The sequence below is a fragment of the Streptococcus sp. CF8-6 genome, from assembly GCF_024295845.1.
GTDB lineage: Bacteria > Bacillota > Bacilli > Lactobacillales > Streptococcaceae > Streptococcus > Streptococcus oralis_BO.
Map to the genome: position 1 here is coordinate 277917 of NZ_JANCOF010000003.1, position 17746 is coordinate 295662.

Consider the following 17746-nt stretch of genomic DNA (forward strand, 5'->3'; position numbering starts at 1 on the left):
TTCTCCTATTCTGGGATTTGTTGGGTAATACAGTGGATATTGCCGCCACCCAAGAGAATATCTCTGGCTGGTATTCCGACAACTTTACGGTCTGGGAAACACTTGCTGAGAATATCTAAAGCCACTTGGTCGTTTACATCCTCAAACTGTGGAACTAAGACAGCCTTGTTGGCAATATAAAAATTGACATAGGAAGCTGCAAGGCGCTCGCCCTCATAACGCTCCTCTTCTCCTTCTTCATAGATGTAGCCTGGCAAATCCTCTTCGGTTACAACTTGATGAAGAGCTGGGATTGGCAATTTATGAATAGTGAAGTGACGACCTTTTGCATCCGTTTCTTTTTCTAAAAGCTCAAGGTCAGCTGCTGACATGGCATGTTGAGGATCGTTTTGATCATCTGTCCAAGCCAAGACAAGTTCCGCAGGACCAACAAAGGCGGCAACATTGTCAACGTGTTCATTGGTTTCGTCCTGATAAATACCATAAGGAAGCCAGACAACTTTTTCAGCGCCAAGGCTCTCTAATAAGGTGTTTTCAATTTGCTCTTTAGACAGGTGGGGATTGCGTCCAGGACTGAGTAAGCAACTTTCAGTCACAAGAATGGTTCCTTGACCATCGCTGTGTATCGCTCCTCCTTCCAGTACAAAAGGTTTGGCATCGTAAACAGGAATTTCCAAGGCCTCAGCAAGGCGACTGGCTACTTGGTCATCCTCTTCATAATCTTGATAAAGACCATCCACAGCGCCACCCCATGCATTAAAAGACCAATCGACTGCCAACTTTTCTCTTTTTTCATTGACGAGAATGGTCGGACCCGTATCACGGGCCCAGGCATCATTGGTAGGAATATCTAGATAAACGACCTTGTCTCCGAGATAGGATTGGGCTTCAGATTGATAGTCCTGCTCCACCAAGAGATAAACGGTTTCCCCTTCGGCTATGGTATTGATGATTTGGCTAAATGCTTTTTTTGCAGCCTTACCTTGGAAGGGCCATGAACCTGGTCGAGTCGGCCAGATCATGAGGGTACCATGATGAGGTTCATACTCTGCTGGCATACGATAGCCTAATTTCTTTGGACTGTCCATCATGATAATCTCCCTTTAAAATCTTGATAGCCAAAGGCTTTGACTAAGCTGCAGTCACCCTGCTCGTCCATAAGATAGAGACTTGGCAAGCCAATACCGTTAAAGGTATTATTTTTGACAAAGGAGTAGATTGCCATGTCTTCAAAGTAAAGTCTATCACCGATTTGGACTGGATTTTCAAAACTATAATCACCAATCACATCACCCGTCAGACAGGTATTGGAAGAAAGTCTATAGGTATGGGCTTTTTCCTGCGGTTCAAATCCATTTCTCAAAGGTGGACGATAGGGCATCTCAAGTACATCTGGCATATGGCAGGTCGCGGAGGCATCTAAAACCAAAATATCCATATCGTTTTCGACAATGTCCAATACTTCAGTTGCTAGATAACCCGCATTGAGCGCAATAGCTTCACCCGGTTCGATATAGACTTCAAGATTGTAAGTTTCTCGGATACGCTTGATTTCAGAAATCAGCAAATCCACATCATAGTCTTCTCTCGTTATGTGGTGGCCGCCACCCATATTGAGCCATTTGACCTCATGTAAATAAGGTCCAAACTGTTCTTCTACAGCTTTCAAAGTTGTCTCTAAATCATCCGCCCCCTGCTCGCAAAGGGTATGAAAATGAAGACCATCCACCAAGTCCAGCAAATCACTAGGAATCTTGTCTATAGTGACTCCAAAACGCGATCCAGGTGCACAAGGATCATAGAGCGCGTGATCTCCTTGAGTGGAACACTGAGGATTGAGGCGCAAACCGACACTAATACCAGCCTCTCGGCAACGAGGACCGTGTTTACGCAACTGTCTCTCTGAGTTAAAGACGATATGGTCCGTTATCTCCAGCAATTCCTCTAAGTCTGCATCCTTGAAAGCAGGCGCAAAGACATGGACTTCCCCCGGAAACTCTTCTCTAGCTAACTTAGCTTCATAAAGACCACTAGCCGTCGTACCTGACAGATACTGACTAATCAAAGGATAGGTTTTATAGAGGGAATAGGCTTTCTGAGCTAGCAACACCTTACAACCGGCTTTTTCTTGGACTTCTTGTAGAATGCGACAATTCTCTTCTAATTTTCCTAAGTCAATGATATAAGAAGGTGTTGGTACTTGTTCTAACTTCATTAGTCCACCATTTGTGGATTTTCAACCACAACCCAAGGCAAGCCGTATTTATTCAAAGCTTCCATAAATGGATCTGGATCCAATTCTTCAAGGTTGTAAACCCCAGGTTGTTTCCAAGTACCATTCATCACTAATTTGGTCCCAATCATGGCTGGAACACCAGTCGTGTAAGAAATGGCTTGTGAACCAACTTCTGCGTAACATTCCTGATGGTCGCAAACATTGTAGATATAGATAGTCTTTTCAACGCCATCTTTGACACCTGTAAAGATACAGCCGATATTGGTTTTTCCAACTGTTCGTGGACCAAGGCTTGCAGGGTCTGGAAGCAAGGCTTTCAAGAATTGGATTGGCACAATTTCTTGACCGTTAAAGTTAATGGTATCCGTACGAAGGAGTCCGACATTTTCCAAGCATTTCATGTGCGTTAGATAAGATTGCCCAAAGGTCATAAAGAAACGAATCCGTTTGACTCCAGGAATGTTTTTGGCCAATGATTCAATTTCTTCGTGGTGAAGGAGATACATGTCTTTTTGACCAACTTGAGGGAAATCATACTCACGCTTGATTGACATGGCTTCGACTTCGATCCATTTTCCATCTTCCCAGTAAGAACCTGGCGCAGAAACCTCACGTAGGTTGATTTCTGGGTTAAAGTTTGTCGCAAATGGATAACCGTGGTCACCACCATTACAGTCTAGAATGTCGATATAGTGGATTTCATCAAAATAATGTTTAAGGGCGTAAGCTGAAAAAACGCTGGTTACACCTGGGTCAAAACCTGAACCAAGAAGAGCAGTTAAGCCGGCTTCTTTGAATTTTTCTTGGTAAGCCCACTGCCATGAGTAGTCAAAATAGGCTGTAAAACCTAGTTCCTTGCAACGTTTCTCATAAATGGCACGCCATTCTGGATCTTCTGTGTCCTCTGCCTCATAGTTGGCTGTGTCAATATAGTGGACACCTGTTGCTAAACAAGCATCCATAATAGTTAAGTCTTGGTATGGTAGCGCTACGTTCAAAACGGCTTCTGGTTTGTAGCTTTCAATCAAGGCAATCACTTCTTCTACCTTGTCTGCATCAAGAGCAGCTGTCTCAATCTTTGTACTTGTTGTGCCTTCTAATTTAGCTTTCAAGTCATCACATTTTGACTTGGTGCGGCTAGCAATCATAATCTCTGTAAAGGTTTCGCTATCTTGGCAAATCTTTGAAATAGCAACTTGGGCAACGCCCCCACATCCAATAACTAATAAACGACTCATTTTTTTCCTTCCTCTTCTTCTAAAATGTCTTCTACATACTTGGGCAGCATAAAGGCTCCAACGTGTAAGTTTGCAGTATAGTATTCCGTGAAAAGCTGGCGTTTTTTCCAGCCTTCCTTGTCAAAATCTTTAACAGGGTGGTATTTTTTAGATGCAAATCCAAACAACCAATAGCCAGCTGGACTGGTTGGGATATGAGCCTGATAGACCCGACTGATTGGAAAGGCTTGATTGACCTTGCGGTGCATACTTCGACAAGCTGACTCATCCTCGTCAAAGAAGGGACTCCCATGCTGATAGATCATGATGCCATCTTCTTTGAGAGCTCTGTAACTGTTACCGTAAAATTCCTTGGTAAAGAGCCCTTCCGTATGTCCAAATGGATCTGTCGCATCGTTGATGATAATATCGTAGTCATCTTCGCAGTTTCGCAAAAAGCGAAGACCATTTTGGTAGTAAATGGTAACACGAGAATCATCTAGCCCTGCAGCAAAGTCTGGGAAATACTCACGACAGACCTCAACCAACATCTCATCTGGTTCCACAATATCGATTTGCTCCAGTTCAGGATAGAGGGTTAATACTTGGGCAACACCCCCGTCACCACCACCAATAACCAATACTTTCTTTGGATTAGGATGCACAGCCATGGGCACGTGGACGGTCATTTCGTTGTAGACAAAATCATCCGCATCTGAGAACAAGACATGCCCATTTAAAATCAGTATTTTTCCAAAAGCTGGCGTATCCAAGACTTCGATATCCTGCCATTCACTTTTTCCAGCATAGAGTTGCTTGGCAGTTCTCAAGGACAATTTCACATCTGGAGTATGAACTTCAGAAAACCATAAATCCATCTAGTTCTCCTTTCTCTTAATGACGTTGATGTGATTGACCTCTGGATCTTCCGTCCCTTGGAGGGAGCAACCACGTTCTTTGGCAAATTGGACATAGTCTACAATTTCTCGTGTAATGCGTTCACCTGGTGCTAGGATTGGGATGCCTGGAGGATAGCACATGACAAATTCCCCACAGACCTGTCCAACAGACTCATCCAAGGTAAAACTTCTTCTCTCTGAATAAAAGGCTTCCTGAGGAGATAGGACCAACTCAGGCTGGATATATTCTCCAGCAATCAAATCTTTTCCATCTCTTGAGTAAAGTCTCTTGATATCAGCCAAAGCACCGACCAAGCGTTCAATGTCTTGGATACGGTCACCAATCGAAATATAGGCCAATATATTGCCAATATCCCCGAATTCAATCTGAATATCGTATTCGTCTCGTAGGAGGTCATAAACCTCGATACCTGTTAGCCCAATTCCCTTAGTATAAACTGACAGCTTGGTCACATCAAAATCACAAACCAAGACACCGTCTATGAGCTCTTTTGAGTAGGCATAGTAACCACCGATAGCATTGATTTCACGACGAGCGTACTCGGAGAGCTCAATGACTTTCTCAAAAGACTCTTTACCACGAAGGGCCAAATTTCGTCGAGAAATATCCAAACTAGCCATAAGTAGGTAAGATGCAGATGTAGACTGGGTCAGGTTAATGATCTGACGAACGTACTCAGGGTTCATCTGCTCCCCGATAAGTAAAATGGAGCTCTGAGTCAAACTCCCACCAGACTTATGCATAGAGACCGCCGCCATATCAGCACCTGCATCCATAGCAGAAATTGGAAGTTTATCTGTGAAATGCAAATGCGCTCCGTGGGCTTCATCTACTAAAACCATCATGCCAGCTTCATGAGCCATTTCCGTTAAACCCTTGAGGTCTGAACAAATTCCATAGTAAGTAGGATTGTTAATCAAAATGGCCTTGGCATCTGGATGCTCCTTAATTGCCTGCGCAACACGGTCATTTTCAAGACCTAAAGCGATGCCGATTTTAGGATCTACACTCATCTCGATATAGATTGGAATGGCACCACATAGAACCAGCGCATTGATGGCAGATTTATGGACATTTCTCGGTAGAATAATCTTATCTCCTGCCTTACAGGTGGAAAGAATCATAGTCTGCACCGATGAAGTTGTTCCACCAATCATGAGAAAGGCATGGGCTGCACCAAATGCATCTGCTGCCAACTCCTCCGCATCTCGAATAATCGAAATGGGATGACCAAGATTATCCAAGGGTTTCATCGAATTGACATCAATGCCAACACATTTTTCTCCTAACAGTTCGACAAGTTCTGGATTTCCCCGCCCACGCTTGTGACCAGGCACATCAAAGGGGACAATCCTTTTCTTGCGTAGTTTGACCAAGGCCTCATAAATTGGGGCTTGGTTTTGATCTAACTTCTTCAAGACATACTCCTTTACCGTATTTTTAGCACCTCAAGAAGATAAAGGCGCTAAAGGTTGACTTATGAAAAAAGAGCAGGTTTTCACCTGCCCTGCAATCTTCTGACGTGTGTATTTTGGTTTCTGTTGAGTATGTCTGTTCCTGATGTTTCCTAACTCTCTAGTAGCAAATATTACGTACTTTATTGATCGTTTCACAAGATGACGTGTGCTTTCACCACACTAAAAATTTATGAATTAGGACAAGCGTCCTAACATCAACTTATAAAAGTAGGCTTTTAACCCTATCAATAATGTGGCTTTTCAACCACGCTTCGGCATTCAACCCTGCCTGTCCGTAGGCATTTTCTACTCGGGTTTATATTTGCTAGAAAACATCATCTCATTTTCTAAGCCTTATAACTATATCATGTTTATAAGTTCTTGTAAAGGTTTTTTATGAAACTTTTTTAAAGAATTTCGTTTTTTGTTCGCAAAATATTATTCAACAGTAAAAAAGAAATCGCTTTAAACCGTTATCTGTATAAGAAAAAATGAACTACAACCATTATTACTTTAATCATTCTTCAAGTATGACTTGATATTGAAAATCAGTTCTTTTCATCAGATTTTATACACATTTCTAGCTAGGAAGTGTGAATCAACTGCTCCAATTCTACTTTTGAAAGCTGTCCTTGTTTGTAAAGTTTTCTAAGTAAGTCCTCATCTACGGTAATTGAATAATAGTACTCTACAAACTCATGAAATTTCTCAAAACTGTCAAAGAAATAGGATAATAACCATTCGCCACCGTCCTGATCTTGGTAGCTATTTTGATGCTCTTGTCCGTCATACCAGATAAAGAAGGTTGTTTCATCTTTTTGCTCTTCTGAGTAAAGGTTTTGATACTTTTCATCCAGTCCTTTATAAAATCCGTCTATGATGTCTTGATTCCACTCATCCGCAGCAAATTGACTCAAACTGCTTTCATGATCAAAGCCCTTTATAAGGATGATTTTATCAGTAAAGATTACATCTAGAGAATCACCAGAACCATTGTCGATAAGGTAACGAACCCCATAGCTTCCCTCAGTCTTAACGATCAATCGAAGCCAGGTCTCATTTGGATCTGTTCGATACTCATCAATAACAAGCAAGGCATCTAAACGTGTCTTGGCATTTTCCCATTCAATTCTTCCCATCTCTTTAGTCCTCCATCTTAAAGCTTAAAATCTATTATGCTTACAAATTCTATAACCTATTTCTATATATTCCGTCTGACTATACTGTGGAATATTTCCTTCAGCAGACAAATTATCAGATGTTTGATTTTATAAATGTGCATTCATCACGCACCTGACTAACAGTTGGTAAAAGTACTTAACCAATAGTCACTAGGACATTTCCCTTGAGAGTTAATATTTTCTTATAAAAGTTCTTCATTTTCACAAAGCAGGTTCGAATATCATCCTTGATTTCTTCCTCTTCATCAAGATAATCCCAAATATCGGGATACAAATCTGCCTTCTTGCATGCTTCCATGCTAAAGTTAGCTAGAGCCCTATCCACGTCAAAATTCAATAAAGCTTGAACAATCTCAGCTATCTTTGAGTGTTCAGTATAAGCCACATACTCTGATACCTTTTCTAAAGGAGTTACTCCCAAGACAGCTTCTCTCAAGGGATCGTCATCCATAAATTCTGAACTACTAAAACCTGTCATAACAAAGAGTAAGGCATCCCACATTTTGTCAATATCTATCAACGTATCATTTCCCTCAGGATAATCATCTACTATGTCAAGCAAATCCTCTTCCTGACAAGAATACCGCTTTATTTGGCTTAATTCATTGTCAGATAGATATTGATAATTAGCAATCATTCCCATAATGTTTCCTCCAATTAGTTAGTCCCCTTTCTTGAAAAAGGCAAGATATCTAGTGTTTTTGGACTCTCCTCCTTATTTCTCATTCTCATCTTCTATCACTTCCCAGACTTCTGACTGATAGCCCTCACCATCTATATCATAGCGCTGCATATAGCCAATAAATCTTTCCTTTTTATTTGCCTTACGAGGCTTGAGAATGTTTATAGCCCAGAATCCGATAAAAATGAGAACTAAAAGCGCTATTACAGTCTCCATATTACTTCTCCTTTGCCTATCTTAATAACCTTCAACCCACTTTTCATTATCCATGATAAAAGGCTTAGCTAATCCGTCACCAGTGTAATCCGCATACTTTGTAGCTAAATACTTGTAACAATCCTCCTTGCTCTCAAACTTAATAGCTTGATAAGGCTCTTCAAAAGTCAGTTTCTCTACAAATAAGAAACCATCATCAGCTGGCACTAAAACACCAACGTGCCCGACAAAAAGAAACTCTCCATCCAAATTATCATGCAAAACAACAGACAACATTCGAGCTTTGTCATTGAATTGAAACTGGGAGAAGAATTTCTCCATCTTCTGCGCGTGAACTTTTACATCCGTCGTTGCTTCCGTCTCCACCCTAGAAAATAGAATATCAAATTCTTCCTTGTCTTTCGCATCAAATAGCTTTCCCTTATCGATAGCATCGTTATCCACAAAAAGAAGCTGATCATTCTTTTCAAGTGTTGGGATTGTGACCGAATTTTTTAAGAGCGCATAGCTATTGATACGGCAGTTGGTCCCGACAAAGTCACCCTTTTTTTGATTCCAGAGATTGCTAATTTTCTCTACGTCATATTCTGTTTTTGTAAAGGAGGCAAAATCACCACTTAAGCCAGTGGAGCCGACTGTCGCATTATAGTCTGTGACAAGATTGAAAAATGCCTCAACACTATTTGGATCCAAGTGAGCTGATAAGAGAGATTTGACCTCTTCGGAACTTACTTGACTGTTTAGATTGGTATATGAAGCCGTCCAAGGAACTTTATCTGAACTGGTCTGTGTCTTATTTGCAGCTTCAGTCCTCGTATTATTTTGGTGACAAGCAATTAGTCCAAGTAATAAGGGCAAACACAGTCCTAAGGCTACTACTTTTCTCGTTCGTTTCATGCAATTTCCCTTCTAGAGCGCAAGTCTCTATTTCATTTTAAACACACTCCACTAATCACTCCTCCAATGATCAGTGACTTAGCTATATTATACTACATAAGTCAAAAAAAGACTGCACGAATCACCCATTCATTACAGTCTTTTTAATCATATTCTTTATCGAATGACAAAACCTTTAGGCAAAATCACCAGTTGCTGCTCTAGTTCTTGGCAATGACTGGCTAGCGCTACAGCATCACTATATACAAGATAGTTTTCAGTTGATTGGTTAAAAATGGCCTGGACCTTTTGTCCATCATAATCCCATGTTAATGATACCACATCTGGCTTGATTTCTTGCAGACTATAGGTTCCATGTTGGATAATGGCTGAAACATCCTTACGAAGCTGAATCAATTTCTTCATGAATTTCAGCATCTCATTACTGTCGGAAACACGTTCCCAAGGCATGACACGACGACAATCTGGATCTGGTCCTCCATCTAATTCTAACTCCGTTCCATAGTAGAAACACGGTGTCCCCCTTTGTAAAAAGAGGCAAGCAAGTGCCGACTTAACCAGTTGTACATCACCCTTGGCAGTAGCCAAAATGCGCTCCGTATCATGCGAATCCAAGAGATTGAACATCACTTCCGAAATCTGTTGTCTATAGTACATAGACTGGCTATTGATCTCATCGATAAATTGACTGGTCTTTTTAACCCCACGTAAGAAATAATCCTTGATACTGTCGGAGAGAGGATAGTTCATGACTGCGTGGAATTCATCGCCATTTAGCCAAGGCTGAGAAGTGTGCCAGACCTCTCCAAGAATATAAAGGTCAGGCTTTTTAGCCAGGACAGCCTTACGGAAATCTCGCCAAAATTGGTGGTCGACTTCATTTGCCACATCCAAGCGCCAAGCATCGATATCAAACTCTTCAATCCAGTAGGTCGCAACGCTCAACAAATAGTCCCTCACTTGAGGATTGGCCGTATTGAGCTTGGGCATATAGCTGGCAAAGGCAAAGGTATGGTAAGGGAGTTTTCTTGGGTTTCCCAGCTTATCCTTGGTCACGGGGAATTCTTGAACATGGAACCAGTCTTTATATTCCGACTTTTCACCATGCTTGAGAACATCCTGCCATTGTGGAGACTGGTCCCCGATATGATTGAAAACAGCATCCAGCATGATTTTCATACCTCTCTGATGGGCCTCCTCCACCAGTTTACGGAAGATTTTCTTGTCTCCAAAATGACGGTCAATTTCGAAATAATCCGTCGTATTATACTTGTGATTGCTTGGGGATTCAAAAATCGGACAGAGATAAAGTCCTGTAATCCCCAAGTCCTGCAAGTAATCCAGATAGTCAATAATACCTTGTAAATCACCACCAAAGAAATCGCTCGTCTTTGGCTTGATAGAGGAATCCCAAGCTAGGGCTCCTTCTGGAGAAATCTCAGGATTCCCATTAGCAAAGCGTTCTGGGAAAATCTGGTACCATACCGTCTTTGCTACCCAGTCAGGAACATGACAAGCATCAATCTCATGGATATACGGAATTTTGAAGCCGTTTCCTTCATAATGAAGGTTTTCTAGCGTGTTTGCAACACATCCCTTATCGCCATACAAAATACTCTGACCTAGCTTATCTTTGAGTTCAAAAAGATACTGTAGTCGAGCATAGCCCACTGAAACTTCTGCTTGCCAGTAATCAAATAAGGCATCAGAAGTTACTTTGATCATCGCCTTACTTGCTTCATAATGGTCCTCTAAAAAGATAAAAGTATCTCCATAATGCAAATGGATGCTTTCAATATCATCTTTCTTAGTCCGGATACGAATGTGCATTATCTTGTCTTTATAGAGATAAGCATACTCCGACTCTGATCTATGGTAAATAGCTGTTAATTCCACTGTTTTGTCTCCTAATTAACTTTAGTTCATTTGCCACGCAAACGTTTTCACAATTGTGATTCTAGTATACTACTTTAAAATTTTATTTTCAAGACTTGTCCGTAGTTTTGAGTGGATTGTTTTTGAGAATATAAAAAAGCAGTAAGACTTAATACCTACTACTTTCTGATTGATGATTTACAAATTTCTTCCCAGCCAATCTATCTTTTTAAAATCTTTATTGTTATTGTGGTCATTTCGATAGGAATCTTGGGAAGAAGCTTTATATATACTGAAATACTGTTCTAAACTTGGAACACGAAACGTGATGTCCTCGAGATGAATCAACTCTATATCTGATTCAGATACTCCTGCAAAATCAGGTAAGGAATCGATACTCCCAAATTCAACGCTCACGCCATCTTTTTGGAATTCGTGCTCGTGAATATCTACCAAGGTATAGCCTAAGTGGTTCATCACTTTCATTATCTTGTCCCAGTCATAAATCCTGAGATGATCAGGCGCTTCCCAGCCTCTAGGATCTCCAGAGACATGAATGTCAATGTCAGACGGCTGCCATTCTTTATTTGAACGGTATTCAAAACCCAAAGACCCCATGAGCGTCGGAGTGATTCCGACTTGGTTTAAATGAGAACAAATTGTTCGAAATTCATCAAATAGAGAATTCATTCCTCCTCCAATCTTTGATATGAAACCAGTTTTAACAGTGAAAGACAAACTAACTTCTACTTTCTACTCTTTCGGTTGTGAAAAGACTTCAATATGCTGGCCTAGCACCTTAATCTCTACAGGTAAATTATCCGACTTATCGCCGTCAACATCTGACTCCAATTCACTATCTGAAGAGATTTTAATAGTACGCGCTCTGATATACTCAATATTATCATTTCCGACAACATCCCCTTTTAGTAAATCAGGAATGACGGATAATTTTGAGAATATAGAAGCATCTTTTAGAATCAAAATATTGGCGTAGCCATCCTTGTTTTCTTCAAAGATTTTCTTATCAGCGAAGTAATTTGTCAAGAGAACCAAAACATGACTCGCTTCACCATCATAATTTCCATTTTCTGTCTCAATCTTAATGTTAAATACCTGATCCGTCATCACAGACTTCATGGTATTTACAGCATAGGCTAAAATACCGAATTTTGTCTTGTCTTCGATCTCCACATTGTGAATCGCCTCAGGCAGAGAACCGATACTAAAGATATAACCAAAATAGTTGTCATTCGCTTTACCGATATCAATCTTATTGGTTAAGTTAAAATCGAGTTCATCAATCGCGCCATCGATGTCTTGATTGATTTCCAACAGTTTGGTAATGAGGTTGCCCGTACCGCCAGGGATAATCCCTAACTTCGGAGTGTAGTCTCTCTCAGCAATACCCGAAATAACTTCATTGACAGTTCCGTCTCCACCGAAAACAACCACTGCATCGTACTGCTCACGAGAAGCTTCCTCAGCAAAGTGTGTTGCATCCAGCGCCTTTTCGGTAATTTTGGTTTCCACGTGTTCAAAATAATCTTTTGCTTTATTCTCCAGTTTGACCTTATAATCCAAGGCCTTTTCCCCACCAGAGGTAGGGTTGATAATTAACATTGCTTTTTTCATTGATAATACTCCTTTAATAGTTACAAAAATTCTAGTAACTAATTATATCACTTGAGTTATGGAAACGCCATCCAAATGCTTGAAACATCCACTAACTAGAATAGAGACGTTAATGTATCAAGCACTAACCTCAACTTAAACAAGAATAAATACTTATTGTTAGCAATTCACTACTTTACTTTTTCGACAATTTTATATAATCCATTAAGTATAAAATAGCTGAAACAAATGCGAACACACTGGAAAATCCAGCTAATATTGGAATAAAACCAATAATCGATGCAATCAAAAGAAACTGATAAGTCTTCTTATTGACTTTTGATTCCTCATCATGAAGAAGGAATGCTGCAAAACCAAAAAACAGCAATATTAAACAAGTTGAAAAGTAGATTCCATCCCAACTAGAAAGTCTAACAAGCTTAGGTATCACCCAGTAAATGATTTCAAATTTCCACATTTTAGAAGAAAGGTAAGTAATCGTTAAAGCTCCAATTAAAGAAATAACTCCGTTTATTAGCAATAATTTATTTGATTTCACACTTAGTCCTTTTTATCCTTTTCTGTACTTATTCATCGCTAATTAATAGATTCACTATTTAAAAATTCTTTAGACTTCTGAACGATATAGAGCTGTTCATCTTCTTGAGCAAGTTTTCTAAACAACTCATTCGCCCTGCTCACCTCTCCTTTTAATTTAGAGTTCAAAGCTTGATAGTAAGTGATTTCCAATTGTTGATATTTAAATTCGTTTTCCAAGTCTTCAAAGTAATCATTGGCTTGATGAGTAATTGTTAAATCGTAGAGCGCACTGCTCACGCATTTTGTTTTCTCAGCTAGAGTTGGATCTGATATGGACATTTTGTTTAACATAAGTTCAAGTTAGTCCCTAGTTAGCTCAGGATGCGCAAGAATACTCGAGCGAATGAGGTAACTCTCAAAGAAATCCCTGTATTTCGGCTTCAGTTTTTGATTAGTCATTGCTTCAAAAGCCTCCTTAATGGCAGCATCAAAATCACCAATCATATAGGAATAGACAACAGATGTTAGCGTCACATCCATTTTTATAATAGCTCTTTTTGCAACTTTCTTCAATTCAATGTATTGCTTCCAAGATGGTAAATCTAAGTCCATATGTAGTAACTTAGTGCTACTCCTTACATACCCTCTTCTGATTAGTGCAATAAAAAGAAATAAGAGTGCATTTATGAAAAAAATACAAAGGGTTTGAATAGTCCTATCTTTCACCATCCAAGCTACAAAAAGGCTGAGAAGAACAGCCAAAACAATCGCAACTTTTCTATAAAATCCATATTTCTTGCGTATTTCTAGATAATTCATTTTACTCCTTTTCTAAATTATAATGCGGCATTACGAGAGCAGTTCTGAACCTTAAATGAGTCATTGACTAACAGAATTCTCTCTAATCAGTTCCCTAATTTTCTGATAAAATAGCCCAATGTGACCTGCAAAAGAGGATCATAAAACGGCTTTTAGCTTAATTTATAACTTCTCTATTCTATCAAAAATAATCTCTTGCTTTTCGACACCTTCTCGGAGTGGTGACATGCCTAAAATCACTGTAAAAAATCCCAACAATAGAATACTATTAACAACAAGTAAGGCTCCCTCTGTTCCATTAACAGTATATAGATAGAATGCAAAACATCCAAGAGTCGGAACAAGGATAAAAGGAAGAAGTTTGTAATGTTTTAATTGACGTTTATTTCCAACTGGTTTAAAGGTTATTTGATAGTTTGAAACTTTATTCTCAAGTCTTTTTTGGACGCTATGACGAGCTCTTATGGCAATGAACCAGAAAGCAAGATAAGCTAGGAATATGAACAGACCATATAAACCTATCTTTAAAGGAAGATTGTGACTAATCCCATTATTTCTAAAAAAATTCGTCACTAGCCGATAGCCAGACCCCCCTATTGCTACACCAATTGCAGCACCAATTGATTTACTCATAGTTGGAGCCACACTTTCAAAACGCGTATCTCTTTTATCTAACTTTTGCATTTTTGCAGTAATCTCATCGGGAAGAGAACCCCAGAAATAGGATTTGGGGCTAACGGTCGTCAAATCTAGAATATACTTTTCTCCCCCTACTTCTACTATTTTGAAAAATACTTTATTCGTTTCTTTAAATTTTACTTTCATACTCACCTTTCAAACTTTTTCTGAGTTAAATCAATTCTTATATCAAAGACCTTATTTGTCTTACTTTTTTGTATTGGCTTTTTTAAAATTGGTTGTTAAGCAAATAAATAATATCCTACTTGCCATACTCGTTTATTTTATCAGCATATTCAGTCAAAAGATTTTTTGAATATATTTTTTCATTACTTGAATTTCTAACTTCTTTCCAAAGAATAGAAGCTACTTTTAGTTTATTCGAGTAATTGTGACTATTTTCGTCTGCACAGAAATCCTTTAGAAATTGGTTCCATTGACAAATTGAATGATCATACTTGGTATAATCTGAATTTCCATAATAAACTTTTAGCATATCCTGTATTGTGAAACTCAAATCATTGTCGCTTTTTACTTTTCTCCAAGCAGTAGCCATATCAGCAGTAAATTTAAACGGTGAAACTTCTGTTAAAGTTGAGAAATATTCTCTAAAGTATGCATTAAAAGAGAATCCACATTCAAGTAAGGGAGTATTTAAGGTGAGGACTTCTACTCGTTTCTTATTCCTTTTTATTGATGATTTTTTAATCAAATTCCCCTTAAAGTACTGCTCAATTATATCATTAAGTTCCTGTTTTGTACCTCTATATTCAAGTCCTAATGACTTGCATATCTTTGAAAGTTCATCACGGTACCAGTAGTATTTATTAAACTCAGCAAACGATGCGATTTCGTCAAACTCAGGTCTGCTTTTTATCAAAAAAACACCTCCATAAAAACAGTTTAGTATGATATCTCTAAATAATGGAGTTTTACTCTCTATGTTTTGAGAATTATCCACGTTTCACTAACAAACTCACACATTCGACATGTGGTGCTAGCAAACTTCTATATTGTAGAATGAAAGTGAATGAATCAACATTTAAATAACACTTTTGAACGAAAAGTATACTGTCTTATTCCAAACACCCTAATAAAAATGAGTAAAACTGTTTGAAAGTTATTTCATAGTTTCTTATACAACTTACTACCAATTCTCCCGCTGGGGTTCAATTTTGATATCGCCATAGTTGCTTGGCGAGTACTTGCTGTCATAAATGCTACACCAATCTTTCAAGACTTTCTGGTTGACGACTTCGTCGTAGTAAGAATCCAAGTCCTTTTAAAACACTCTTGACGCTAAAATCATTTAGCGCTTTATAGGATATCGAAGATAGAGTATAGGATTTAACCATTATTTCATCCCTATGAAGAGAGATGTAAGATTTCAACTTACTAAATAGCTCATTATAAAAAGTTTTTTCAATAAATGACTCAAGGAATTTATCACTCATAAATAGAACTCCTACATTATATTTTGTGCATTACTCTTAACATATACCAAAAAGCATGATTCCGTAACCAAATACTAGCTATTTGCAATATCATCTTCAGAATATAGCATTCCTAAAAACTCTTCAAATGTATCTGAAACAAACTCTACACTAGGATGCCATTCGTATGAATCCTCACGCTTCCAATAACATACCTTGGGGTTCTGGGTCCCTTCTCTATAATCTAAACATATAAAATCACCACCGAACAGTGTTGCTACTGGTAATAGTTCTACACCAACAGAATCTGGATCCACACTTAAAATTTCTAGTATTGGACTCCATATAACATCAATATCGTACATTCCTAGGGAATTCTCTTCAAAATCATCTAAAATACAAAGGAATCTTTCTATAACATACTCTTTATCATCACTGATTTTAAAAAGATTCTTTTTAGGAATTATCCCATTATATCTGATTATGAATTCCTTAAAGGAACTCGGTAACTCAATGCACCATTCTTCCTCCTTTTCCTTAACCAATTCAATACTAGGCAAAGGGAGGATTACCGTTCTAATATCTTCCACTTTCTAATTTTTTCCTTTCTTTTTGTATTTAGAATGAATACCACATTCAATATATATTAGCAGCGCTATACAAGAATTACATACACCTCATAAAAAATCAATATCAGAATCATCTTGGTGCATATGCCCAAAGACCCGCTGATCGGCCACCATTATGCAATGTTATATTATGTATGCCATAGGGAACTAGCTCCATTTTTCCTGGTACTTCTGTGTGATGCCAAGTCATCCCTTCTCTAAATCCACCGATCTTTTCATTTAACCACTTAAATTGATCTCTATCAGTCTTCTTCCATAATTTTTTTGGTAATTGTACTGTCTCTTGAACCAAACCTGCACCTTTAAAATCTGCAAATCCATACCTCATTCCTTCAGCCGGTGTTACTTTTACTTTAGGTATATAACCTTCCTGTATAGCAAGATTTTTAATTAATTGCTTTTGTCCTTTAGTAATTTTATTGCTATTAACAAAATTTTTAGACCAGGTCCATTTTTCATTATTATTTACTAATTCAGCATACTCTTTAGCATAGTCTGATAAGACATCATCAAAGGATAATTCTCCTTTTCCAAATGCTTCAAATCTCTTATTTTTAGCAATGCCTTCAAAAAAGTCCTTTTCTTTAGCCACATACTCTTTAAAGTTTGACGATTCTCTCGCCAGTCGGCTTTGCCTAATATTTTCAAGAATCCGCTCTTTATCAAAGGGCTTCTCTGCCACTCTCACTACATCATCCGAATGTTTGCTAGAAAAGCGCATCACATCACGCAGAGTCTTACTCTCAACGCTGAAGGTAGGCATTGAGCCCATACCTCCCGCAAAGGCAACTGCCTCTTTACGAATGCCGACTGGGATTCGGGTATCTAATAGTTTCTCCCCAAATTTCCCAATGACATTATTGCTCTTCGCTAGGATATTGTCAACCTTTGATCCCCATTTTTCGACATTTGCGAGAATTCTTGCTTTGGTGCTGTTCTTGGCTAACTGAATCATCTCAGCTGCCTTAGCTCCTAACTTGGTCCCCTTAGCCATCTCACCTACAGCTGCTGGGCCGACAAAAAGACTGGCAATCTCAAAGGTCAAGCCTCCTGCATCATAGGCATCCATATGGGTGACCTTATCCCAGAGGGCTTTCCCCGTCTCCTGAGCACGATAAGCTGCCTTATCCGCATAGCTGGCATTAGGGTCTTGACCGCGCATAGCCGCACCTGGATCCGTCAGAGCAGTATAAGTTCCCACTCCTAACTCCGCAAGGCTAGACAGGTTATCTGCCGTTCCTTGCAAGTCCCGCTTCATCCACTCTGGAGTTTGACCTCCTGTTAAGCGATTGACGCCATCAATACTGGCAATACCAATGATCTGAGTCAAATCTACAGCTCCGATGGTAGT

The 17746-nt window shown here is 39.0% G+C and carries 20 protein-coding genes and 1 pseudogene; all 21 read right to left on the reverse strand.

The window, feature by feature from the left end; translation table 11 throughout:
- Positions 1-5 precede the first annotated feature (5 nt).
- Positions 6-1091 carry an agmatine deiminase gene (aguA, locus tag NML69_RS06465; protein WP_254725834.1) on the reverse strand — a complete coding sequence of 362 codons (1086 nt, stop codon included), beginning with the start codon at positions 1089-1091 and terminating at the stop codon, positions 6-8.
- Complete coding sequence (nspC, locus tag NML69_RS06470; protein WP_254725837.1) at positions 1088-2215, reverse strand: carboxynorspermidine decarboxylase; 1128 nt, start codon at positions 2213-2215, stop codon at positions 1088-1090. Before nspC ends, aguA begins: the two co-directional genes overlap by 4 nt.
- The gene (locus NML69_RS06475; protein WP_254725839.1) at positions 2215-3474 is read right to left on the reverse strand and encodes a saccharopine dehydrogenase family protein; all 1260 of its coding nucleotides are present in this window, start codon (positions 3472-3474) and stop codon (positions 2215-2217) included. Before NML69_RS06475 ends, nspC begins: the two co-directional genes overlap by 1 nt.
- Positions 3471-4331 carry a polyamine aminopropyltransferase gene (gene speE / locus NML69_RS06480; protein WP_088788452.1) on the reverse strand — a complete coding sequence of 287 codons (861 nt, stop codon included), beginning with the start codon at positions 4329-4331 and terminating at the stop codon, positions 3471-3473. The genes NML69_RS06475 and speE overlap by 4 nt, the downstream gene beginning before the upstream one ends.
- Positions 4332-5792, reverse strand: coding sequence for an aminotransferase class I/II-fold pyridoxal phosphate-dependent enzyme (locus NML69_RS06485; protein WP_254725841.1), 1461 nt, complete (start codon positions 5790-5792; stop codon positions 4332-4334). It lies immediately after the preceding gene.
- Positions 5793-6415: 623 nt separating this feature from the next.
- The gene (locus NML69_RS06490) at positions 6416-6970 is read right to left on the reverse strand and encodes a hypothetical protein (RefSeq protein ID WP_254725843.1); all 555 of its coding nucleotides are present in this window, start codon (positions 6968-6970) and stop codon (positions 6416-6418) included.
- A 178-nt stretch (positions 6971-7148) separates the two neighbouring features.
- Positions 7149-7655 (reverse strand): YfbM family protein, encoded by a 507-nt coding sequence (locus NML69_RS06495; RefSeq protein ID WP_254725844.1) that lies wholly within the window; start codon positions 7653-7655, stop codon positions 7149-7151.
- 72 nt (positions 7656-7727) lie between these two features.
- The gene (locus NML69_RS06500; RefSeq protein WP_071850986.1) at positions 7728-7910 is read right to left on the reverse strand and encodes a hypothetical protein; all 183 of its coding nucleotides are present in this window, start codon (positions 7908-7910) and stop codon (positions 7728-7730) included.
- A gap of 21 nt (positions 7911-7931) precedes the next feature.
- The gene (locus NML69_RS06505; protein ID WP_254725846.1) at positions 7932-8807 is read right to left on the reverse strand and encodes a DUF4300 family protein; all 876 of its coding nucleotides are present in this window, start codon (positions 8805-8807) and stop codon (positions 7932-7934) included.
- Positions 8808-8963: 156 nt separating this feature from the next.
- Entirely contained in the window at positions 8964-10703 is a 1740-nt protein-coding gene (locus NML69_RS06510) for a glycoside hydrolase family 13 protein (RefSeq protein ID WP_254725848.1), read from the reverse strand.
- A 177-nt stretch (positions 10704-10880) separates the two neighbouring features.
- Entirely contained in the window at positions 10881-11372 is a 492-nt protein-coding gene (locus tag NML69_RS06515) for a nucleotidyltransferase (RefSeq protein ID WP_254725850.1), read from the reverse strand.
- 63 nt (positions 11373-11435) lie between these two features.
- Positions 11436-12317: a diacylglycerol kinase family protein gene (locus tag NML69_RS06520; protein ID WP_247929692.1), complete on the reverse strand. Its 882-nt coding sequence runs from the start codon at positions 12315-12317 to the stop codon at positions 11436-11438.
- A 175-nt stretch (positions 12318-12492) separates the two neighbouring features.
- Positions 12493-12855, reverse strand: coding sequence for a hypothetical protein (locus NML69_RS06525; protein ID WP_198459633.1), 363 nt, complete (start codon positions 12853-12855; stop codon positions 12493-12495).
- A gap of 38 nt (positions 12856-12893) precedes the next feature.
- On the reverse strand, positions 12894-13187 hold the full coding sequence (locus NML69_RS06530) for a hypothetical protein (RefSeq protein ID WP_002874562.1): 294 nt from the start codon (positions 13185-13187) through the stop codon (positions 12894-12896).
- A gap of 9 nt (positions 13188-13196) precedes the next feature.
- Positions 13197-13655, reverse strand: coding sequence for a hypothetical protein (locus NML69_RS06535; protein ID WP_001108323.1), 459 nt, complete (start codon positions 13653-13655; stop codon positions 13197-13199).
- A gap of 162 nt (positions 13656-13817) precedes the next feature.
- Positions 13818-14480 (reverse strand): DUF443 family protein, encoded by a 663-nt coding sequence (locus NML69_RS06540; protein WP_084859945.1) that lies wholly within the window; start codon positions 14478-14480, stop codon positions 13818-13820.
- Between the two features lie 115 nt (positions 14481-14595).
- Positions 14596-15213, reverse strand: coding sequence for an SAP domain-containing protein (locus NML69_RS06545; RefSeq protein WP_000597683.1), 618 nt, complete (start codon positions 15211-15213; stop codon positions 14596-14598).
- Between the two features lie 267 nt (positions 15214-15480).
- Positions 15481-15615 (reverse strand): annotated as a pseudogene (locus NML69_RS06550) (TipC family immunity protein); the annotation flags it as partial.
- Positions 15554-15787, reverse strand: a complete 234-nt coding sequence (locus NML69_RS06555; protein WP_254725852.1) for a hypothetical protein — start codon at positions 15785-15787, stop codon at positions 15554-15556. The gene NML69_RS06555 and the pseudogene NML69_RS06550, both read right to left, overlap by 62 nt.
- Before the next feature lie 74 nt (positions 15788-15861).
- A complete protein-coding gene (locus NML69_RS06560) occupies positions 15862-16356 on the reverse strand; it encodes an SMI1/KNR4 family protein (RefSeq protein ID WP_000389501.1) in 495 nt (164 codons plus the stop codon).
- A gap of 109 nt (positions 16357-16465) precedes the next feature.
- The coding region (locus NML69_RS06565) for an HNH endonuclease (RefSeq protein ID WP_254725854.1) at positions 16466-17746 on the reverse strand (1281 nt) is incomplete at its 5' end.